The organism is Paenibacillus lentimorbus NRRL B-30488, assembly GCF_000411595.1.
In the GTDB taxonomy this organism is placed as follows: Bacteria; Bacillota; Bacilli; order Bacillales; family Bacillaceae; genus Bacillus; species Bacillus velezensis.
The window spans coordinates 55,120-76,950 of sequence record NZ_ANAT01000014.1 but is presented as its reverse complement, the minus strand read 5'-3'; the positions used below and the strand labels follow the sequence as shown (position 1 = coordinate 76,950).

The 21,831-nt window shown below is 45.3% G+C and carries 17 protein-coding genes and 7 pseudogenes; 9 read left to right on the top strand and 15 right to left on the bottom strand.

Translation table 11 applies throughout. The features are described from left to right. Positions 1 to 75: 75 nt before the first annotated feature. A complete protein-coding gene (locus D368_RS08760) occupies positions 76 to 1,296 on the top strand; it encodes an EAL and HDOD domain-containing protein (protein WP_070082287.1) in 1,221 nt (406 codons plus the stop codon). A 6-nt stretch (positions 1,297 to 1,302) separates the two neighbouring features. Here D368_RS08760 and D368_RS08755 read toward each other — a convergent pair whose 3' ends face one another. Further along, on the bottom strand, positions 1,303 to 1,644 hold the full coding sequence (locus D368_RS08755; protein WP_014305721.1) for a YuzC family spore coat inner layer protein: 342 nt from the start codon (positions 1,642 to 1,644) through the stop codon (positions 1,303 to 1,305). A 465-nt stretch (positions 1,645 to 2,109) separates the two neighbouring features. On the opposite strand from D368_RS08755, the gene degQ reads away from it, so the two are divergent. The 6 genes and pseudogenes from degQ (at position 2,110) to D368_RS08720 (ending at position 6,889) form a co-directional block, all read left to right on the top strand. After that, positions 2,110 to 2,250, top strand: coding sequence for a degradation enzyme regulation protein DegQ (gene degQ / locus D368_RS08745; RefSeq protein ID WP_003152043.1), 141 nt, complete (start codon positions 2,110 to 2,112; stop codon positions 2,248 to 2,250). 298 nt (positions 2,251 to 2,548) lie between these two features. Continuing rightward, positions 2,549 to 3,316: pseudogene (locus D368_RS08740) on the top strand (polyprenyl synthetase family protein); the annotation flags it as partial. Then, entirely contained in the window at positions 3,285 to 3,458 is a 174-nt protein-coding gene (gene comX, locus D368_RS08735; protein WP_102422026.1) for a competence pheromone ComX, read from the top strand. The pseudogene D368_RS08740 and the gene comX, both read left to right, overlap by 32 nt. A gap of 13 nt (positions 3,459 to 3,471) precedes the next feature. Further along, positions 3,472 to 5,760 (top strand): annotated as a pseudogene (locus D368_RS08730) (histidine kinase). Between the two features lie 80 nt (positions 5,761 to 5,840). Beyond that, positions 5,841 to 6,484: pseudogene (comA, locus tag D368_RS08725) on the top strand (two-component system response regulator ComA). A gap of 21 nt (positions 6,485 to 6,505) precedes the next feature. After that, positions 6,506 to 6,889, top strand: coding sequence for a hotdog fold thioesterase (locus D368_RS08720; RefSeq protein ID WP_007613430.1), 384 nt, complete (start codon positions 6,506 to 6,508; stop codon positions 6,887 to 6,889). Positions 6,890 to 6,928: 39 nt separating this feature from the next. On the opposite strand, the gene mnhG is transcribed toward D368_RS08720, so the two are convergent. The 7 genes and pseudogenes from mnhG to D368_RS08685 form a co-directional block, all read right to left on the bottom strand. Next, positions 6,929 to 7,303, bottom strand: a complete 375-nt coding sequence (gene mnhG / locus D368_RS08715; protein WP_003152056.1) for a monovalent cation/H(+) antiporter subunit G — start codon at positions 7,301 to 7,303, stop codon at positions 6,929 to 6,931. Then, a complete protein-coding gene (locus D368_RS08710; RefSeq protein WP_003152057.1) occupies positions 7,287 to 7,571 on the bottom strand; it encodes a Na(+)/H(+) antiporter subunit F1 in 285 nt (94 codons plus the stop codon). Before D368_RS08710 ends, mnhG begins: the two co-directional genes overlap by 17 nt. Beyond that, positions 7,571 to 8,046: pseudogene (locus D368_RS08705) on the bottom strand (Na+/H+ antiporter subunit E). The gene D368_RS08710 and the pseudogene D368_RS08705 overlap by 1 nt, the downstream one beginning before the upstream one ends. A gap of 5 nt (positions 8,047 to 8,051) precedes the next feature. Next, complete coding sequence (locus D368_RS08700; RefSeq protein WP_039254060.1) at positions 8,052 to 9,533, bottom strand: Na+/H+ antiporter subunit D; 1,482 nt, start codon at positions 9,531 to 9,533, stop codon at positions 8,052 to 8,054. After that, positions 9,526 to 9,867 (bottom strand): Na(+)/H(+) antiporter subunit C, encoded by a 342-nt coding sequence (locus D368_RS08695; protein WP_003152063.1) that lies wholly within the window; start codon positions 9,865 to 9,867, stop codon positions 9,526 to 9,528. Before D368_RS08695 ends, D368_RS08700 begins: the two co-directional genes overlap by 8 nt. Further along, complete coding sequence (locus D368_RS08690) at positions 9,867 to 10,298, bottom strand: Na(+)/H(+) antiporter subunit B (protein ID WP_128574722.1); 432 nt, start codon at positions 10,296 to 10,298, stop codon at positions 9,867 to 9,869. Before D368_RS08690 ends, D368_RS08695 begins: the two co-directional genes overlap by 1 nt. Beyond that, positions 10,295 to 12,697, bottom strand: a complete 2,403-nt coding sequence (locus tag D368_RS08685) for a Na+/H+ antiporter subunit A (RefSeq protein ID WP_071392237.1) — start codon at positions 12,695 to 12,697, stop codon at positions 10,295 to 10,297. Before D368_RS08685 ends, D368_RS08690 begins: the two co-directional genes overlap by 4 nt. Before the next feature lie 251 nt (positions 12,698 to 12,948). Here D368_RS08685 and D368_RS08680 point away from each other — a divergent pair. Then, positions 12,949 to 13,166, top strand: a pseudogene (locus D368_RS08680) (hypothetical protein). Positions 13,167 to 13,210: 44 nt separating this feature from the next. Here the strand turns inward: D368_RS08680 and nupQ are convergent. The 6 genes and pseudogenes from nupQ to malK form a co-directional block, all read right to left on the bottom strand. After that, positions 13,211 to 14,170, bottom strand: a complete 960-nt coding sequence (gene nupQ / locus D368_RS08675; protein ID WP_003152071.1) for a guanosine ABC transporter permease NupQ — start codon at positions 14,168 to 14,170, stop codon at positions 13,211 to 13,213. Next, positions 14,171 to 15,216, bottom strand: a pseudogene (locus D368_RS08670) (ABC transporter permease). After that, positions 15,209 to 16,741 carry an ABC transporter ATP-binding protein gene (locus tag D368_RS08665; protein WP_071392236.1) on the bottom strand — a complete coding sequence of 511 codons (1,533 nt, stop codon included), beginning with the start codon at positions 16,739 to 16,741 and terminating at the stop codon, positions 15,209 to 15,211. The pseudogene D368_RS08670 and the gene D368_RS08665 overlap by 8 nt, the downstream one beginning before the upstream one ends. Before the next feature lie 141 nt (positions 16,742 to 16,882). Beyond that, positions 16,883 to 17,956, bottom strand: coding sequence for a BMP family lipoprotein (locus D368_RS08660; RefSeq protein WP_007408665.1), 1,074 nt, complete (start codon positions 17,954 to 17,956; stop codon positions 16,883 to 16,885). Between the two features lie 401 nt (positions 17,957 to 18,357). Next, on the bottom strand, positions 18,358 to 19,065 hold the full coding sequence (locus D368_RS08655) for a response regulator (protein WP_003152077.1): 708 nt from the start codon (positions 19,063 to 19,065) through the stop codon (positions 18,358 to 18,360). Next, positions 19,058 to 20,658, bottom strand: a pseudogene (malK, locus tag D368_RS08650) (malate sensor histidine kinase MalK). The gene D368_RS08655 and the pseudogene malK overlap by 8 nt, the downstream one beginning before the upstream one ends. A gap of 174 nt (positions 20,659 to 20,832) precedes the next feature. Between malK and D368_RS08645 the strand changes: the two are divergent. Continuing rightward, positions 20,833 to 21,390, top strand: coding sequence for a YufK family protein (locus D368_RS08645; protein WP_007408662.1), 558 nt, complete (start codon positions 20,833 to 20,835; stop codon positions 21,388 to 21,390). 14 nt (positions 21,391 to 21,404) lie between these two features. Here D368_RS08645 and D368_RS08640 read toward each other — a convergent pair whose 3' ends face one another. Then, the gene (locus D368_RS08640; protein WP_003152080.1) at positions 21,405 to 21,818 is read right to left on the bottom strand and encodes a thiol-disulfide oxidoreductase DCC family protein; all 414 of its coding nucleotides are present in this window, start codon (positions 21,816 to 21,818) and stop codon (positions 21,405 to 21,407) included. Positions 21,819 to 21,831: the final 13 nt, after the last annotated feature.

Here is a 21,831-nt window from a genome sequence, read left to right as displayed (position 1 = left end):
TTTCACATTTAGACAAATTTCGTCAAGTTATTTGATATACTTATGTTCGAAGGCCGCATCTAAGGGGGTAAATGAATGAAGGTGTTTGTTGCGAGACAGCCTATCTTCAACAGAAACGAACAGGTTGTTGCTTATGAACTTCTTTACCGGGAGAGCGAAGAGAACCGTTATTCGGCCGCGGACGGAGATAAAGCTACGACGGATCTCATTATTAACAGCTTTATCAACATCGGAATCGAAAAGCTGACTGAGGGGAAACGCTGCTTTGTGAATTTTACAGAAAGCCTGATGTTTTCAGATCTCCCTACCTCCTTTGATCCTGACCAGCTTATTATCGAAATTCTTGAGGACATACCGATCACTCCGGCACTCATCTCAAGATGCAGACAGCTGAAGAAATTAGGATATACATTAGCACTTGATGATTTTTACGCCATCAATCCGGAAAATGAAGAGTTAGTGGAACAGCTGATGAAATATATTGATATTTTAAAAATCGACTTTTTGCAATCCTCGCGTCTGGAGCGCAAAAAAATCATTCAGACGTACAGCTGTAAAAGTCTGATTTATTTAGCGGAGAAAGTGGAGACGAGAAAAGATTATAAACAGGCGGCCATAGACGGCTTTCACCTGTTTCAAGGATATTTTTTCAGTGAACCGCGTGTCATCAGCGGAAATGATCTGACGTTTCATTTTCATTCTTACTACCAGCTTTTAAGCGAATTAAACAATGACCAGCCCAATATACAGCGCGTGACGGAATACATAGAGCGTGACGTCAGCTTATCGTATCAGATTCTGCGTTTTTTAAACGGATCGCAAACAAGGCTGAAAAAAAAGATAGACAGCATCCAGCAGGCCATCATGATGCTCGGGCTGAATGAGATTAAGCGCTTGATTTACATTCTTTCATTCAGAGATTTAACGGCGAAAAGCCACTCAAGCCAAAAAGAAATCATTAAGATTTCCTTAATCAGGGCCAAACTGTGCGAACTGCTGGCGAAAAGAACCGGAAGGCCCCAGCCCTCTTCTTACATGCTGATCGGCATGTTTTCGCTCATCGATACGCTTCTCCACAGGGAGCTGGAGGATATCATCAAAGAACTGCCCTTAATCGATGAAGTCGGACAGGCGCTGCTCGGTTATGAAAACGATTATTATCAGATGCTCGCGCTCGTCAAAGCCATTGAATGCAACAACTGGGACTGTGACGAGTGGGGAAAAGAACTGAACAAAGAAGAAGCGTATGAATGTTACTTACAGGCGATCGAATGGTGCCGGCAGCTGATCGATTGAGCCGCTTTAAGCCGACCACCTGAGGGCGATGATAAACCGGCTTTGCTCTCTGATCAGACTGACACGGATGCCGTCGGGATTATACGTCACGTCAAAATCATTTTTGATGCCGGTCTGCTTAATGAGCCGCTTGACCGCTGCGGTGTCAGATGATTGCGCTGCGGTGAGGATGCTGCGCGCAAGCTCTTTTGACGCCGACAGCCGCGCAAGGAGCAGGCGCGCATCCTCCAGCATGCCCGCAGCTTCTTTTGCGGACGCTGTCAAAATATCTGCGTGAACCGGGGCACTGGGCGCTGGATGCCGGTATGGCGCGGCGAAAACAGGGCAGCATGGATACACATAATGCATACGGCGGCCTCCTTCCTGAGAAAACATTCGTTATACATGAGTATAGGCGGCGTGATAACGAGTTATGACATGCAAAAAGACCACAATGCGGGGGTTGCGGTCTTTTCGGTGTTTGTCGGTGGTTATGCGACGCTGTTCGCCCATTCTGTTTTGAAATTGCGACGGCAGGGACTATAGTCCCTGCCGGTTTGTCGGAAAACCGTTGAAAAAACAGCAGAACCGCCAGATTGGTCTGCTTTATCCTAAACGTCTGCCTTTATGGTAGTTATATAGTCCTGTTCGCTAAATGCCCTGTTCGGGACTATGGGATTACCATGGTTTGCGGTGTCACGCAGATACTTTTACACATACTTTTCGGTGAAAAATCCCGCAAAAACGTTTACACTATTAGTAACAGATCAAATACCTAGGACTCGTTCACCATACACAATTCATTGATCTTTCAAAAAAAGGAGTGTGGAAACGGTGGAAAACAAATTAGAAGAAGTAAAGCAATTATTATTCCGACTTGAAAATGATATCAGAGAAACAACCGACTCATTACGAAACATTAACAAAAGCATTGATCAGCTCGATAAATTCTCATATGCAATGAAAATTTCTTAAAAAGACTTGGAAACAAGTCTTTTTTTTGTGCATTTGTTATACAATTAATGGATAAAGTATTATATGATTATTAAAAAACAATAAACATGCTGTATTTGAACAAAAGGGTTTAGTAAAATAAAGTGAGGGATTCATATAGCTAAGAAATTAACTCTAGAAGCAGAAGATGTAAAGGACACAATAAACCATATTCTCAAAAAAATGATGTGAATAAAGAAGTAAGTAAACATGTTTTGAATTTTGCTGATACAAAAACAACTTTCCATTTGCTGAGTTAGCTTTAGATCATTATTTAGCTTTTGGAGGGAATGATTTTGAAGATATACTAGATTTAGGAACAGGGATTGAACTGCTTATCTTAGCGGCTGATATTTTTGATGACATACAAGATAAGGATCGTCCAAATGCAGAATGGATGAAAATGGATCAGGCTGTATCTTTAAATATTGCAACCTTAATTTATACAATAGCTCTCCAAGTTATATCATCTCGAGATCCGGAAGGGTTATTACTCAAGACAGCTCTAAAATATACAGTTCAAGCTATGGAAGGGCAACACATTGATTTGGTTGATAATACTTTAACTGAAAATCAATGCATTGAAATGATTAAGAAAAAGTCAGGGGCTTTGACAGCTTTAGCAAGTATGCTGGGTGCTGTACTTGCAACTAAACGTTATCAATCAGATGTGGAGCAGTATGCTTTCTATATAGGGGTTGCAGCTCAATTAAAAAATGATTTATTTGAAATAATGTATGTGAATAATACGGAAACCTTTTTCAAAAAGACAAATTTGGCAATTCAGTTCTTAGAGAAAAAATTCAACACAGTGTCCACAGAATTGTTAAACAACAACTTTCAACAATCAGAGTTAAAACGGCTTCTCTTAGAATCTGGCGTTATCCATTATATGTCAGTTATGATTAATGTATATAATTTGAAAGTGAAAAATGGACTCGAAAATTTAAATTTGACTTTAGAGAACAAAAACTATTTAATTAAAAAAATTTGCGAAAATGAGAAGGTGGATAAAAATGCAGGAAATAGTAAATTATTTAGTTCGTAATCCCGAAATTGTTCAAAAATTGAAAAGAGAAGAAGTCAGTATTATAGGTTTAGATAAAGAAGAGGTGAAAGGGGTATTGCTTGGATTTGATCAATTAATCTCAATGAGTTCAAAAGACGAGATATATTGGAAACCGTCATGAAACAGGGGTAAATATGAAGTTATCTAAAAATACGTATTCCATTTTATTAATTTTACTCAGCTTGTCTTATATTTTCTATTTAACTTATATAAATGTAAATAATTTGTTTGTAGGAGCCACCGCAAATGTTAATAACAAGAATCAAATAGAGATTACCAAAGTATCAGATTACACAATGGCTTATTATGCTGGTGTTAAAAAAGGTGACATTGTAATAAAAATTAATCAGAATAAGAGCGTTGAACCAAAAGATTTAAAACAAAATACATTGAAAAACGTTAGATCTATGACAGTTGAAAGATCTGGTGAAATAGTTGATCTCAAAAATTTAAGTTTATTAAGTGAAGACAACTTATTTGTTTATTTAATACCTGTTATTTTTTTCTTTGTATGCCTTAGTTGTTTTAAAAATTAATAAGGAGCAAGATTCAGTTTCAGCTTTTATATTGATCATCTTTTTACTCACTACTGGTATAGCATATGTAAGTGCGGGAGGTTCATCAAAAGGAGATATAATAAGCCGATACGTAAATGTCATAACTTTAATATCCGTACCGGTAAATTATCTCTTGTTTATTTATCAATATATCAAAGAATTTGGATACAAGATTTTTAACGGGAAAGTTTTTGTTGCTTTATATACAGTCCCTGTTATTAATATAATACTAGAGTTTTTTAGGCATTGCTTTGAAAGAGGAGTAGTGGGGAAAGTTAATTTAGTATCAATATCTCTCCTTTATTTAATAGCTTTATTTTTCATTACCATAGGTTTAATAAAGTACAAAAAAACAGAGCAAGCAAATATTCTTAAGACTTTTCTTTTAATTAATATTTTTGCTTTCTCACCATTTGTATTCTTGTATGTGGCACCCTACATCATTTTTAATGACTATTATGTTTCTTCTTTTTAGTTGCGCCTTTTCTTTTATTAATTCCTTTTTCTTTAGTTTATCAATTTATGACTAATAAAATCTATGAAATTGATTTTATTATTGGGCGGTTGAAATATTATAGTCTTTTAGCTGTCACTCCTACTTTACTTATTATTACAATTTATGATCTTGTACAAGATCCAAACTCAGAGTTTTATACGTTTAAACTAACTTTGCTGACATATATTATTATGTTGGCTGTGTTTTATTCAAAAGAGATCTTAGATTTTCGTTTCCGTTTAAAGCGTTTTTCTGAAAAACATAATTATCAGGATAGCATATTCAAGTTTACTCAAATAATTAAAGGAGCTTCATCCTTAAAACAAGTATTCACTGAACTTGAATCTACTCTACTTGAAGTTTTGATGGTTAGTAAAGTATGTGTTTTAGAAGTAGAAGGAGACTTAAATATAAGGTGTTTTTTTAATGATAATGAGAAAAAATTATGGGAGCCGTATTCTCATCAATTAGCTGAAACGACAAGCGAAATTGGCAAAATAGTTCAGGTGGATAAAGGGTTTTTAATGAAAATAGGGGAACGGGGCAGTAAATCATACATTGTACTGTGTTTATCATTTATGAATACTCCGAAACTAACCTGGGATGAGATTTCTTGGTTAAAAACTTTATCATTCTACACCAGTATTACGATGGAGAATGTGCTTAAAATCGAAGAACTTATGAATCATCTCGAAGATTTAAAGAAACAGGAGACAAACCCGGTCTGGCTCAAAAAGCTGATGTTTACGATCGAGGAAAAGCAGCGATCGGATTTGGCCCGGGATCTGCATGATTCGGTGCTGCAGGATTTGATTTCTTTGAAGCGTCAATGTGAGCTGTTTCTGGCTGATTTTAAAAGAGAAGAGCCTTGCCAGTTAGAGGTGCAGGACAAGCTTCATCAGATGAATGAGCAGATGTCGGATGTTATTTTGATGACCCGGGAGACGTGCCATGAGCTTCGGCCTCAGCTGCTGTATGATTTGGGTCTGGTCAAGGCGGTATCCAAGCTTGCCGCGCAGCAGCAGGAGCGTGCGCCGTTTCATATCCGTCTGAATACGGGCCGGTTTACGGCGGCGCTGGATTTGGATACCCAGCTGAATTTGTACCGCATTATTCAGGAATTTCTTTCGAACGCCATGAAGCATTCACAGGCGAATGAGGTGCTGATTATGCTGATCAGCATTCAAAATAAAGTGATTCTCCATTATGAAGACGACGGTGTCGGCTGCAATCAGGAAGAAGGCGGCGGACAGTCGATGAGCATGGGTCTTTCGGGTATTAAGGAACGCGTCCGTGCACTTGACGGACGGATGAAAATCGACACAAGTGAAGGAAACGGTTTTAAAGCGGATATTGAAATGGAATTGTAACCAATTTATCACCAAATCGACTTGGCAGAAGCCAAGTCTTTTTAATAAAATGGAAATGAGTGAGTAAAAGGGAGGAAACCATGAAAAAGATACTAGTGATTGATGATCATCCGGCTGTCATGGAGGGCACCAAGACGATTCTGGAAACGGACACGAATCTTTCTGTCGATTGCCTTAGTCCTGATGCCAGTGAACAATTCGTTCTCCGGCATGATTTTTCAGCTTACGATCTCATATTAATGGATTTAAATCTGGGTGATGACATCAGCGGCATAGAGCTTTCCAAGAAAATCTTAAAAGAGAATCCTCTCTGCAAAATCATTGTCTACACAGGCTATGAGGTTGAAGATTATTTTGAAGAATCCATCCGCGCGGGCCTGCATGGCGCCATCAGCAAAACCGAATCTAAAGAGAAAATCATGCAATACATATATCACGTGCTCAACGGACAGATTTTAGTTGATTTCTCCTATTTCAAACAGCTGATGACCCAGCAAAAACAAAAACGTCTTCTTCCCCTCAAAGTGAGCAGGATCGGTTAACTCCGAGAGAGCGCCATATTCTCCAAGAGGTCGAAAAAGGTTTGACCAATCAGGAAATCGCAGATGCGCTTCACTTAAGCAAGCGGTCGATTGAATACAGCCTGACATCCATTTTTAATAAGCTGAATGTCGGCTCCCGTACTGAAGCGGTGCTGATCGCCAAGTCAGATAACGTACTATAAATCTTGAAGGGAGAATGACCTATGAATCTGAACAATACATTGCTCGGCGCACTCGGTATTGAAATCACTGAAAACACGCCGGAGAGATGCGTGGCGGTGATGCCGGTGGATAAGAGGACGGTGCAGCCTTTCGGATATCTGCATGGGGGCGCGTCAGCAGCGCTGGCGGAGACTGTTGCAAGTGTCGGGGCCCAGCATTTTATCGACCGGTCGAAACAGGCGTGTGTCGGGCTTGAGATTAATGCCAATCATTTAAAGTCCGTGAAAGAGGGCGGAACGGTCACGGCGATAGCGGAACCCGTTCACACAGGCAGGGCAACCATTGTGTACGGGATTAACATTTTCGATGAACGAGAAAGGCTGATCTGTGTTTCCCGCTGCACGCTGGCTGTTATAACAAAATAAACAAACAGCCGGAACCCTGAATCGTCCGGCTGTTTGTTTTTACAAATATGAATCTTCTTTTCGTTTGATCACAAAGTTTCTGATCCCTTTGTAATCATCCTGAACGCTTCGTTTATCAAGCGCCGCTCCCGAATTGTACGCGGCCCTGCATATGAGGTGCGCTCCGACCGGCGCCGTCAGCAGGATAAAAATGATGCCGAGCAGTATTTTTACAGAAATTTCTCCGGTCAGCATCCACAAGTAGCCTAACACCCCGAGCAATACCAAATTAACGCCGAGTGTCGAGCCTTTTGAAGAGGCGTGGGCGCGCGTATACACATCAGGAAGCCTGAGTGTGCCGAAAGACGCGACCAGGCAGATCAGCGATCCCATCAGAATACAAACGGCGACGGCCCATTTAACGATTTCGATCATTTTCGATAATCTCTCCTTTCTCCAAAAACTTAGCAAAGGCAATCGTGCCGATAAACGATAAAATGCCAAGCAGCAGAATGATGTCCAAAAAGGCCGATGTGTTTAAGAGAATGGATACAAGTGCGGTCATGGCAATCAGATTAATGCCGATCCCATCAAGCGCGACGACCCGGTCCGGTATCGTTGGCCCTTTCATGACGCGAATGACGTACAGAAGAGTCGAAACCGCCATAATGCCGAGTGATAATTGCAGAATAAACGTAAACATCAGCGGCTCACCTCCTGAATGGCTTTCTCAAAAGAGACGCGGATGTCATGGATCGCTTTCTCCGCATCTTCAATGTCCATGGCGTGTATATAAAGAATCGACCGGTCATCGGAGATATCCATCACGAGCGTACCCGGTGTTAAAGTAATTAACAGCGAGAGCAGTGTGATCTCCCAATCCTCCGTCAATTCCGTCTTAAACGCGAAAATGCCCGGGCGGATGTTCAGTTTCGGCGATATAACGGTTTTCAGCACGCTGACATTGGCCAAATATAATTCCTTTATAAAGATCATCGCCAGTCTGATGACTGACCATATTTTCCAAATGTAAAACGGCCGCGAGAAGAAGCGCCGGAAAAAAACAGCGCCGCCAAGCCCGCGATAAATCCGGTTATAAAACCCGCCGTGCTGAGGCTGTTTGTGAGAAACATCCAGCAAACAGCGAGAAGAACATTTAATAATAGTTGAAAAGCCATGCCATCTACTCCTCCAAAACAGCTTCAATGTATTTTTCCGGATTCAGCAGATTCTCAGCCGTCTGATTGACATACGGAGAAACCCATTCGGTTCCGAGCCCGAACAGAAGCGACAAAAGGAGAAAAGCGGCTGCCGGATAAAGAAGTCCTTTTGCGGACCGTCCGCCTGCGCCGGGGATTTCTTTTTCTTCCCCCCAAAAAGCCGTCGTAAAAACCTTCAGCACGGAATAGAGCACAAGCAGGCTTGATAAGAGAATCAATACGGAAAACAATGTTTCCCCCTTATCGAACCCGCCTTCCGCGATCTTCAGCTTGCCCACAAATCCGCTGAACGGCGGGATGCCGGCCAAAGATATGGCTGAAATAAAGAACATCCATCCTAAAACGGGATAACGGTTGATCAGTCCGCCCATTTTATGCAGGCTGGCAGTGCCTGTCAATGCGATAAGCGAGCCGGCAAGCATAAACAGCGCTCCTTTAATCAGCATATCGTGAATCAAGTAATAAACCGCTCCTTGAATGGAGGCCGGCGTGTTCATGGCAATGCCGAACAAAATCACGCCGACGGCTGTAATAATATTGTAGATGACGATTTTCATGACATCCGAAAAGGCGATAGATCCGATTACGCCGAATAGCACCGTCAGCATCGCAAGCCACATCATCAATTGGTGGGTAAAGCCCGTATCGTGAATAAAGATCAGGGTGAATACTCTTAAAATGGCATACAGGCCGACTTTCGTTAAAAGAGACCCGAATAAAGCCGAAATTGCAGCCGGCGGGGCGTAATAAGAGCCCGGCATCCAGAAATACAGCGGGAATATCCCGCCCTTTAAACCGAAAACGACGAGAAGAAGGACGCCGATCACGGTTATCAGCCCGGTCTGGCCCGATTCGCTTATTTTTACGCTTAGATCAGCCATATTCAGCGTGCCCGTCACCGCATATAAGTAACCGACGCCGATGACAAAAAACGCGGATGACACAATGTTAAACACGATGTACTTCAATGATTCTCTTAATTGAATTTTCGTTCCGCCAAGCACGATCAGCATGTAGGACGCGATAAGCAGAAGCTCAAAAAAGACGTACATGTTGAACAGGTCACCCGTCAAAAACGCTCCGCTTACGCCGGCCAGAAGAAACTGCACCCCTGAATAATAGAAAGCGCGCTCCCTTTTTTCTCCGATGGAGCGGAAGGAGTACAGGGTGACGAGCAGCCCGATTATGGCAGTTGTCAAAACAAGCAGTGCGGCAAGCTGATCCGCGGCGAGCACAATGCCGTACGGCGCTTTCCAGCCGCCGAGTGTCAGCGTCTGAATCCCGTGTGTGAAAACCGTCTGAACGAGAGCGGCGCTGATGACGATGGAGACACAGGAAGCGGCAGTGCTGAATATCCGCATCAGCATCACGTGCCTGTTCATAAAAATCAGCAGCACTGCGGCAAGCAGCGGCACCAGAATAGGCAATATCACAAAGTTATTCATGTTGATCATTTCCCCTCATTCGATCCATATCATCCGTTTTCAGTTCCTGATAGGCGCGAAACGCCATCACAAGCAGGAAGGACGTGACGCCGAACGAAATAACGATCGCCGTCAGTATGAGTGCCTGCGGCAGCGGATCGACAAACGATGTGCTTTTTCCGCCCAGTATGGGAGGAGCGCCTTTTTTCAGTCCGCCCATGGTCAGGAGCAGCAAATGGACGCCGTGGCTCAAAAGCGCGGTGCCGATAATCACGCGCAGCAGACTTTTAGAAAGCAGCAGGTAGGTTGCCGCCATAAACAAAATACCGGCAATGACAGACATTAAGATTTCCACTATTCTTCCTCTCCAATCGTTTGAATAATGGTCATCGTCATGCCGACAACAACGAGATACACACCTAAATCAAACAAAGTGGCCGTCGCAAGCTCCGTATTCCCGAGCACCGGGAGATGAAAATGGCCGAATGTATGGGTGAGAAAGGGCGCTCCGAATAAGAATGAACCTGCACCCGTTGCAATCGCGATAAGCAGACCCGCGCCCGCCACATAAATAAAATTGACGGGCAAAATCGATTTGACGGTTTTTAAATCAAAGGCCAAAAGCAGCAGCACGATGGCCGAAGACGTAATCAGTCCGCCGACAAATCCTCCGCCGGGAGCGTTATGCCCCGATAAAAATAAATAGAAAGAGAAAAGCAGAATGATAAAAGATACAAGCTTCGTTGCCGTCTGAAGGATGATGTCGTTTGTTTTTTGCTGTCTCAACGCTCTTCTCCCTCCTCTTTTACTTTTGTTCTGATCATGCCGTAAATCCCGAGTGCGGCAATCGACAGCACCGTGATTTCAAACATCGTGTCAAATCCCCTGAAATCAACGAGGATGACATTGACGATATTGTTTCCTCCCCCGAGCTTATGGCTGTAAGCGGTGAAAAAGGAGGAGATGCTGTCTTTTGTTTTTTCGCTGGAAGACGCGATTCCGAGCATTGTCACGATGAGGCCGACACCGAGAGAAATGATAAAATTCGTCATCCGGAATGTTCTTGTCTTCTTTTTCCGCCGCATTTTCGGCAGATGGTAAAAACAAAGAAGAAACAAGGCGACGGATATCGTCTCAATGACGAGCTGCGTGAGCGCCAGATCGGGCGCTCTGAAAATCACAAAAAACAACGCGAGTGTGTACCCGACAACACCGAGTGAGATAATGGCCGTCAGCCGCGATTTGGCGAACACAGTCGCAATCGTTGCGCTCACCATAACGAGGGACAGCACGATTTCATACAGGCCGATCTCAGCCATTCCTTTCGCTGTCATGGAAAAGCCGCCTTTCATGACGAACGCCGCTCCGATGAGAATGATAAACGCCGCAAAAATATACAGCAGATAATCCCGCAAAAATCCGGTCATATAAGATGACGTCAGCTGGTAAGATCTTTTTTCCATACTGCCCGTCACCGCATCGTAAAGCTTGTTCAGCGTCAGTTTTTTCGGAAACAGACCGTACAGACGCTCCCATTTAGACAGCGTTACGTAACCGATCGTGCCGACAATGATGATGCCGAGGGTCATCATTACCTCAGCCGTCACCCCGTGCCACTGGGAAATATGGACATGGAATGTATCTCCGCCGGTTAACAGAGCCGGATAAATGGAGTTCATCGCCGGTTCAATCAGGCTGTAAGACAAAACGTTCGGGGCAAAAAACAGACTGACGGCGCAAGCGGCAAGAATCACCGGCGAAATCAGCATGCCGAGCGGAGCTTCATGCGGCGTCTTTTCAAGCTGAGCAGATTTGCGCGCGCCGCTGAACGTTCTGAAAAACAGCTTCATGCTGTAGATGAAAGTGAAGACGCTCCCGATCCATGCGAGAACGGGGAATAGCACGCCCCACGTATCCAGGCTGAAAATATCTGCATGAGCAATCCGCAGCATACTTGTAAAGAACATTTCTTTACTTAAAAAGCCGTTAAACGGAGGGAGGCCGGCCATGGAAAACGTTCCGATCAGTGAAACGGTAAACGTTACCGGCATAAGCGCCATCAGGCCGCCGAGCCTGCGGATATCCCGCGTTCCCGTTTCATGGTCGATAATGCCGACCGCCATGAATAAACTTCCTTTAAAAGTAGCATGGTTAATTAAGTGAAACACAGCCGCGGTGACAGCCGCCGTAAAATACTCTGAATGCTGATAATGAAGCGCGGCGGCTCCTGCGCCGAGCATTGATACAATCATACCGAGCTGGCTGACTGTGGAAAATGCCAGAATCGCTTTTAAATCGGTTTGTTTAATCGCATTAAAGGAAGCCCATACCATCGTGATCAGACCGACTGAGGCAACCGTCCAAAACCAGACGGGTGAAAAAGCAAAAACCGGACTGAATCTGGCAATCAGATAAATACCCGCTTTCACCATTGTAGCCGAGTGCAGATAGGCGCTGACAGGAGTCGGCGCCTCCATGGCATCAGGCAGCCAGATGTAAAACGGAAACTGCGCTGATTTCGTAAAGGCCCCCAATAACAGGAGAACCATCGCCGGAATAAAGAACGGATGGCCTGCGATAATATGCACCTGGTTGACCATTTCCCTGATACTGAAAGAATCCGTCATCAGATACAGCAGGATAAAGCCGCCGAGCATGCACAGCCCGCCGCCGACGGTAATCAGCAGTGATTTTTCCGCCCCGTAGCGTGATTTCTTCCGCTTATGCCAATACCCGATTAATAAGAAGGATGACAGGCTTGTCAGCTCCCAGAACATATAAAGCACGATGACGTTATCGACGAGCACAACGCCGAGCATCGCGCCCATAAACATCAGCAGGTACACATAAAAGGGGCCGAGCTTTTCTTTGTCCTTCGATAAGTAAAAAATACTGTAAAGCGTCACCAAAGAGCCGATGCCCGTAATCAATAAAGCGAATAACAGCCCGAGTCCGTCAATATAAACGGTATAGTTAATACCGAGGGACGGAATCCATTCGGCCGCATACCGGACGGTTTCCCCAGCCATTGTGACAGGGAGCTTGCTGATAAAGTAAACAAACAGCACAACGGGCACTATCAGCACAAACCAGCCTGTATGGACTTGTTTTACCCGTTTATAAAGAAAGGGAACGATAAATGCAAATAAAAAAGGCGCCAAAATCGCGAAATGTAACAGCTGCAACAGAAGACCTCCTTTGCTTGTTTTTATCAAGCAACTGCTTTATGTAAGAATGAATCAATCAATCAATCAATCAATTCACGGTCATAGGACCCAGTACAAATTATATCGCACTTTTTTTACCCTGCTACGGCATAATGTATTCCTCTTTGTGTTTTTGTGGTCTTTTGAACCCAAAATAAATTTATCAAATATCCGGATCTTTGTATATACATTTCTTTTTCAGATCAAGCTTTACAAAAGGAGCTGGTCAGATGAAGAGAAAGGCGGCGGCCTGTATTGGAATATTTTGTTCTATTATTGCAGGAACATTCATAGCGGATGATTTCTGCAAAACGCGGCAGCAGACGGAGGCAGATGATTGGGAGCGTTTTTTCTCGGTGCGGAATACGCTGAAGACAAGCTGAGTGCGGCTGAATCAATGCAAACGCCGTTTCAGCCGCGTGAGTATATCAGAATCGTATATAGATGAAAAGAGTTCCGGCACCAGGGTGCGGAACTCTTTTTGTGTGGCAATCAGCGTTTTCCTTTAATATAAGGGATGCCGTTGGCTTTAGGCGCATCCGCTCGGCCGATGAAGCCGGCAAGCGCGAGAATGGTCAGAATGTAAGGAGCCATCAGCATGTATACATTCGGAATGTCTTTGAACAGGGGCAAAAGCGAGCCGATAATGCTCAAACTCTGCGCAAACCCGAAGAACAGCGCAGCCCCGAGCGCGCCGATCGGATGCCATTTGCCGAAAACAAGCGCGGCGAGAGCGATAAAGCCTTGCCCGGAAATGGTGGAGTGCGTGAAATCAAGCGCGATCGTGGAAGCATACACACCGCCGCCGAGCCCGCCGAACAGTCCGCTGATCATGACGCCGATATAGCGCATGCCGAACACGTTGATTCCCATCGTATCGGCCGCCATCGGATGTTCCCCGACAGAACGGATGCGGAGGCCGAACGGCGTTTTGAATAAAATAAACCAGGAAACAAAGGCCAGTACGATGGCTAAAATCGACGTATAATATACGTCAGAAAAGAAAATCTTTCCTAAAACCGGAATATCGCTTAACCCGGGAATGTTCGTTTTGTAAAAGGGCTCCGGGATTTTATCAGTCTGCGCTTTTCCGTAGATCAGCTTGACGATAAACAGTGTTGCTCCTAACGCGAGCATATTGATCGCCACACCGGTTACCGTCTGATCGGCGCGGAAAGAAACCGCGGCAGCCGCGTGGATCAGTGAGAACAGTCCGCCGGCAATCATAGCCGCAGCCAAGGCGAGCCACGGAGCGGCGGCGCCAAGCTCGCGTCCGAAAAATAAGTTGAACATGACGCTTGTAAAGGCGCCGATGATCATCAGTCCTTCAAGACCGATGTTGACAACCCCCGATCTTTCAGAAAACACGCCGCCGAGAGCGGTTAAAATAAGCGGAGCCGCATATACGAGAGTTGCCGGGACAATAATGGATAAAATCTGCAGGAAGTCCACTTACTTCGCCCCCTTTTTCTTCAATTTATCAAGGATGAGACGGATGGCGTAGCTTGATGCCACAAACAAAATAATAATGGCGATAACGATGTCAACGACTTCAGAAGGCACCCCGGATTCAATCGGCATATTTAATGCCCCGACTTTAAGGCCGCCGAGAAGACATGCCGCCAGAACAACGCCGATTGCCGTGCTGCCGCCGAGAAGCGCAACCGCAATGCCGTCGAAGCCGACGCCGGTAAAGGCGCCCTTAACCGCCGCATATTGAAAGGTTCCGAGTCCTTCCATCGCGCCGGCAAGCCCTGCGAAGGCGCCGGAAATCATCATGGCGTACATCATATTTTTTCTGACGCTCATACCGGCGTATTGTGCGGCGTGCTGGTTAAAGCCGACAGCCCGGAATTCAAATCCGCTTTTTGTTTTATGAATGATAAACCACATGAGGACTGCCGCAAACAGAGCGATCAGAATGCCCCAATGAAGGCGGGAGTAATCTGTCAGCTGCTCTAAAAACGGCGAGCGGAGCGACGCGCTTTCATGAATTTTGTCTGTTTTGTCCCGGTGGTCCGTCATGACATCGGAAATGAGATAATTGGTTAAATGAAGAGCGATATAATTCATCATGATCGTGACAATCACTTCGTGGACAAAAAACGGGCTTTTAAAAATCCGGGAATCAGGCCCCAAATGCCGCCCGCAGCCGCAGCCGCCAATAACGAAAGCGGAAGGTGGATGTAAGCGGGGGCGTCAAAGGAAGCGCCGACCCACACCGCGGCGGTCCAGCCGACAAGGAGCTGTCCTTCAACCCCGATATTAAAAAGGCCGGTCCGAAATGCGAATGCCACGGCCAATCCGGACAAAATATATGGCGTAATCTGCCGGATCGATTCCCCGATGTAATACACTTCACCGAAAATGCCGCTCCAAAGAGCCGAATACCCGCTTACGACATTGTAGCCGCTGGCGAGCATGATGACCGCACCCGCAGCTAATCCAAGGATGATCGCAATCAGCGGCACAGCCAGATGAGAAAGTCGATTAATCATGTGTTTTCCCCGCCTCCATTTGCTTACTACCCGCCATTAAAAGCCCGAGCTCCTGCTCGTTTGTTTCAAGCGGATTGACGTTTGCGATGATGCTGCCTTCAAAGATGACGGCGATGCGATCGCTGAGATTCATTATTTCGTCAAGTTCAAAAGATAACAGAAGCACCGCTTTACCGGCATCACGCTGCTCAATGAGCTTTTTATGGACGAATTCAATCGCGCCGACATCGAGTCCCCGCGTCGGCTGGGCCGCAATTAAAAGATCCGGATTTCTGTCCACTTCCCGGCCGATAATGGCCTTTTGCTGATTCCCCCCGGAGAGAGCGCGCGCAGGCGTATATTCATCAGGTGTTCTGACATCGTATTCTTCAATCAGGCTTCGCGCTTTGTCATAAATCGTGTGTTTATTTAATATGCCGAAAGAAGAGTAAGGCTTTTGGTAATAACTTTGCAGTACGATATTTTCTCCGATCGGAAAATCAAGGACGAGCCCGTGTTTATGCCTGTCCTGCGGAATATGCCCGATGCCGGCTTCAGTGACTTTCCTGGGCGGCATGTTTTGGAGCTGTTTGCCGTTTAACATGATCGTGCCGGCATTTGTTTTTCTGAGACCTGTAATGGCTTCAATTAATTCAGACTGGCCGTTTCCGTCAACGCCCGCAATGCCGACGATTTCACCGGCTCTGACAGAGAGGGAGAGCTGTTTGACCGCCTCAACGCCGCGCGCGTCTTTCACCGTTACATCAGAAAGCGAAAGCACTTCCTGTTTTGGTTCGGCCGGCTGTTTATTCGTCTTGAATGACACTTCGCGTCCGACCATAAGGTTTGCCAGTTCATCTTGATCCGTATGTGCGACATCAAGTGTTGTAATGCCTTTTCCTTTCCGGATGATGGTGACACGGTCGCAGACTTCCATAATCTCTTTTAATTTGTGGGTGATGAGGATAATTGATTTTCCTTCATTGACAAGATTTTTCATAATCTGAATCAGTTCTTGAATTTCGTGCGGAGTCAGCACCGCGGTCGGCTCGTCAAAAATGAGAATGTCGGCGCCCCGGTAGAGGGTCTTTAATATTTCCGCCCGCTGCTGCATACCGACGGAGATATCGGCAACTTTGGCTTCAGGATCAATGTGCAGGCCGTAACGGTCGGAAATATCGCGCACGTCCCGGTCGGCGCGCTGTCTGTCAATTCGGCCGAAAGTTTTCGGTTCTTTTCCGAGAATGATATTTTCTGAGACGGTAAAGGTATCCACAAGCATAAAATGCTGGTGTACCATCCCGATGCCGAGATCGTTGGCTTTGTTCGGGCTGTTGATATGAACGCGTTCGCCACGCACCCGGATCTCGCCTTTTTCCGGCTGATACAGGCCGAATAAAACGTTCATGAGTGTCGATTTTCCGGCGCCGTTTTCACCGAGAAGGGCGTGTATTTCGCCTTTTTTCACTTGAAGCGTGACGTCATCATTGGCGACGATTCCGGGAAATTCCTTGCGTATATTAAGCATTTCAATGATATAATCCACCGATTTGTCGCTCCTTTTCAGAGATACTTTGATGAGAAAGAGCTTGGCAAAAGAAAAGCTGCAAGAGATGCAGCTTTTCCTTCACCGCTCTTTTCAAAAAAGAGAGGGGATAAGCACGGAAGTCTCCTTATCCCCTGGTTCTTACTCAGCCTTGAAGGATTTCAATTCTTTTTCAGTTGAAGGGATCTCGAGTCCGTCCGCGATTTTCTTCTTCCAATCGTCTGTTGCTTTGATGACATCGTCAGAAAGGTTCTCCTTATGATCCGAGATACCGACTGCATCTTGCGCCAAACCGTATGTTAATGTTTTGCCGCCCGGGAATTTACCGTCACTCGCTTTTTTCGTTAAGTCCTCCACGGCAGTATCCACTTTTTTGACCATTGATGTGAGAGTGACATTGTCTTTTGTGCCTTTGACTTGGCCTTCCGCGTACTGGTCTTTATCAACACCGATAACCCATACGTTCCGCTTCGGATCTTCTTTTTTCAGATTTTTCGCTTCTGTGAAGACGCCCGTTCCCGTTGCGCCGGCCGCGTGATAAATGACGTCAACGCCTGATTTGTACATGCTTTCAGCCGTCGCCTTGCCGACATCGGCTTTGTCAAACCCGCCCGCATATTTCACTTCGACGGTCGCTTTCGGATTTGCGGCTTGTACACCCGCGCGGAAGCCGATTTCGAATTTTTTGATCAATTCAGACTCCATTCCGCCCACGAATCCGACTTTTCCCGTTTTGCTCGATAGCGCAGCGGCCGCTCCCACGAGGAATGAGCCTTCCTGCTCTTTAAATGTAAGGCTCGCCACGTTGTCTTTTTTGACAACGGCATCAATGATCGCAAAATTTGTGTCTTTGCGCTGATCGGCGATTTCGCTGATGGAATCCTGCATCAGATACCCGACGCCGTAAATCAGGTCAAAGTGTTCCCGCGCTAATTTATTTAAGTTCGTTGTATAATCTGCATCTGATTTTGATTGAAGATAGTCAAAACCGCTTTTGCCTTTTGTAAGCCCGTTGTCTTTTCCGAATGCCTGGATGCCTTCCCAGGCGGACTGGTTAAATGATTTGTCATCAACACCGCCGATATCCGTTACCATGCCGACGGTAAAGTTTTTGCTGCCGGAGCCGTTTGCTTTGTCACTTGAACCGCATGCGCTTAATATGGTTCCGGCCGCTGCGATGAGCGCCATCGCCATTCCGATTTTGCGTTTTTTCAAAGATATAACCCCCCTGTAAAATATGGCTGTGCCGTTCAATTCAGACTTGAGTCCCCGTGCCGGATGCAGAATCGAAAAAACTTTCTGATAATAATGATGAGACGTCTCTTTTTTTCCCGCCTTGAGCGGCTGTCTCTTCCGGGTTCGGGACTTATGACTTATCTGAAAAGATCTGCTAACCAATCATAATTTATCATTTTACCCGCCATAAATAAATAGAAATTTGCTTATTTTTTAAAAAATATCAATTTTATGAATCGGCTTCCTCATCTGGTTAAAACAGAGGAGGATCAGCCGGGTCATTATCCTTATATAGCATATCAAAAAGGAATCTCAAGCCTTTTGTCACGGGATATGACAGTAAAAAAGCACCGTTCACAGCGAAACGGCGCTTTTTGACATTATAAATATTGTTTGATGCTGCTGACATTGCCGGTGTTGATATGATATTGAAAGACGGGTCTGCCGATCGTGCCGTACGCCATCTCTACATTCAGCACTTGTATGTCTTCCAGAAATTTAAGGTATTTCCGGATGGAGACTTGCGAGATTTCAGTATGCTTGGCGAGATCTTCCGTGGTAAAAGAGCCGTCGCCGAAAGACTCAATGCTCGCCCAGATGAGTTTAAGCGTGCTCTTTGTCAATCCCTTCGGAAGGTGAACCTTTTCCGCCGCTTCTTTCTTTTGAAAAAGCTCGGCATCCAATTCTTTCTGTGTCATGCTTCTGTGTGATTGATAAACTTTCTGCTTGCGTCTGTAGTCGGAAAGAGCGGTTTGAAAGCGGTCAAATTCAAATGGTTTGATTAAATAATCGACGGCGCCGTACCGAAGCGTTTTTTTAATGACGTCCAGCTCGCTTGCGGCCGAAATGACGATGACATCAACCGATTCATTCTGCTTGCGGATTTCCGTTAAAAGCTCAAGCCCGTTTTTTCCCGGCATGTAAATGTCAAGAAGGATGAGATCGATATGATGCTCGCTCAGCACGTGCAGCGCGCTTTGAAAGGATGATGCGATCCCTTTCAGCTGAAATCCTTCAATCTGGCTGAGATAGCGTTTATTTAATTCACCCACCATGGGGTCGTCTTCAACTATGAGTACATTAATCATCATTTTCCTCCTTCGGTTCATACGGAATGCGAAGACTGAAAGTCGTTCCTTCATTCTTTTCACTTGTCACAATCATATGGCCTTTTAAATTTTCTGTTGCCTGCTGGGTGAAATAGAGGCCGAACCCCCGGTTTGTCCCTTTCGTGGAATAACCTTGTTCAAAAATACGGGCTTGGTCTGCCGCAGACATTCCGGCTCCCGTATCCGTAATCTCTATATCAAGCTGGCGATCCTGAAACCGCATCGAGCACGTAATGTTTTTTTCGGCATCTGCGCCACTGCGTCGAGCGCGTTGTTTAACAGGTTTCCGATAATCGTAATGAGCTCATGGATGACGGCCGGATCCGCCGCATTCGGAATCAGGCTGCCGAGCTGAATGTCCAGATCAGCGCCCTGCTCGCGTATGTAGCTTTGTTTTCCCAGAAGAAACCCTGCGAGAACCGGACTTTTGACATCACTTATAATCTCGCTTGTTTCCGTCTTCTGCTGAATGGCAATGTCTTTAATGTAAGTGCCGAGATCATCGTATTCTTTTAACTGGACAAGCCCTAAAATGACATGAAGCTTATTCATGAATTCATGAGACTGGGCTCTTAATGCGTTTGCATACATTTTAACACCGGACAGCTGTTCTGCTAAATGTTTGACCTCCGTTTTGTCCCTGAACGTGGCGATCGCTCCGACGGTTTGTCCTTTCAGATGAATCGGAACTTCATTAAAGACCAGCTCAAGTCCGTTAATGCGGATATCCCTGTCCTGAAGCGGTTTTTTCGTTTCAATCACCTGTTTCAGCCGGCTTTTCGGGAGAATATCGTTCACATCTTGATCGACCGGATTAGTCGGAATACCCATTTTAATAAAAAGCCGTTTCGCTTCCGCATTGGCGAGCTTTATTTTTCCCCGCGCGTCAACCGCCAGGATGCCTTCCTTCGTTGATTCGAGCATGGCGCTCCGCTCTTCCAGGAGGGTGGCGATTTCATAAGGCTCAAGACCGTACATAATGTTTTTGACGGTGCGGGCGACAATCACGGCTCCGATGACGCCGACAAAAATACTTACGCAGATGATGAAATAAAGCGGTCTCAAACTGTGGCTGACGACATCCTGTATTTTGTTAAGCGAAATTCCGACCGAAACGACGCCCACTTGTTTTTTATCTTTTCCATAGATCGGTACGAAGGCTCTCATGGATTTTCCGAGAGTGCCCGCTGATGTGCTCGTTTTGATATGGCCGTGCATTGCCGGCTGTTCGTCTCCGCCGGTGAATTTCTTCCCGATTTTATTTGCGTCGGGGTGGGTGAGGCGGATGCTGTTCATATCCATCACCACGACAAATTCGGTTCCTGTCGTATGCTGGACATCCAGTGTATAATTCCGGAGCTCTTTCAGCCCTTTTCTTGTTTGCAATGCCTGCGCGACACTCGGTGTTTCCGCGACCAGCTTTGCGGTGCGCAGCGCGGTTGTCCGTTCTTCTTCTTTCACGCGGTCCGCGGTCTGGACGCTGATCGTGAAAAAGGTGATACAAAGTGCGATAAGGACGACAATACAGACGAATATCGTTAATCGGGTTTGCAATTTTAATGTTTTTTTCATAACAGCCTTCCTTACGTTTATCATTCCCGCGTTCTACTTTACTCCGAAAAAGCCGGTTTGTGAAGATCAGGCCCTTATTTCGTAAAAGTGAGGAAAAATGGAATTTTTTATCTTGTCAATGTGTTTTAAGTCCTCCATAATAAGTGAGGTAGATTACAGAAAGGGACTTTTTATATGAAAAATACTTATTGGACGGGTTATTTTCCGCTCGTTGCGATTCTGCTTTTTAGTTCGTCATTATCCATTTCTACCTCGCTTTATGTCATGAAGATACTTCAGACGCTCGGCATGTATCAGGGGATGCTGGATTATTTCTCTGAGAAAGGGATCAGACTGGCGCTTTTTGCAGCGTTCGCCCTTGTGTATTTTATGCTTTTTTCGGCTTTGAAGCTGATTGCAAACACAGTGACAGAGCTGTCTCTTTTGTTTTTCACAAATGACCCTGAAGGGGACAATCTGAAAAAAATCAGATTAGGCTCTTTAATTTATGTAGGCGGAGGAATTCTTTCCTTTGCGCTCGTGCAGAATGGTTTTTGGATTGCGGCGTTATTTGCCGTTGTTACGCTCGTTTATTTGATTTTCATGGTGTACAGAATCTATTCGACACTCTCGATCGTTTCGCTGATCGGTTTTATATTGCTTGAGATTCTGTTTTGGTTTACTTTTGTTATCGGTATTTTGTACATCTTTATCAAGCTTTATAATAGCATAATGGCTAGCTTACCTGTGTAAGCTAGCCATTTTTGTTAAGACAGAAATCTGTTTTTGATCTCAGGGGAGGGGAGCATGCATGCTTCCCTTTTTCCGAACCATTTGTAACGGCGCCGGGCGATGAAAGAATAGGCTCTGTCCCTGAGGGGGCGGGGCACTGCGAAAAAAATCGCTGACAGCCGCCAGGCTCCGCGGAGATGACGGGAAACCTTTAACACGGCTGCGGATTTTTTGTATATTCGCCCGTTTTCGATGAAAATCATGCTGTCAAATTGTTCTGTCGGAAGTCCTTCTGATGCCAAAAGCTCCCGGGCGGTATCTGATTGCAATGAAGCAAATGAGATTTTGCCGGCCGGATCGCGTTTAATGATGAATTGAACGGCGCCGCTGCATAAGTTGCAGACGCCGTCAAACAAAAGCACGCGGTCCGGAAGCTGAGCTGGTTTCAAAGCGGATCCCCTC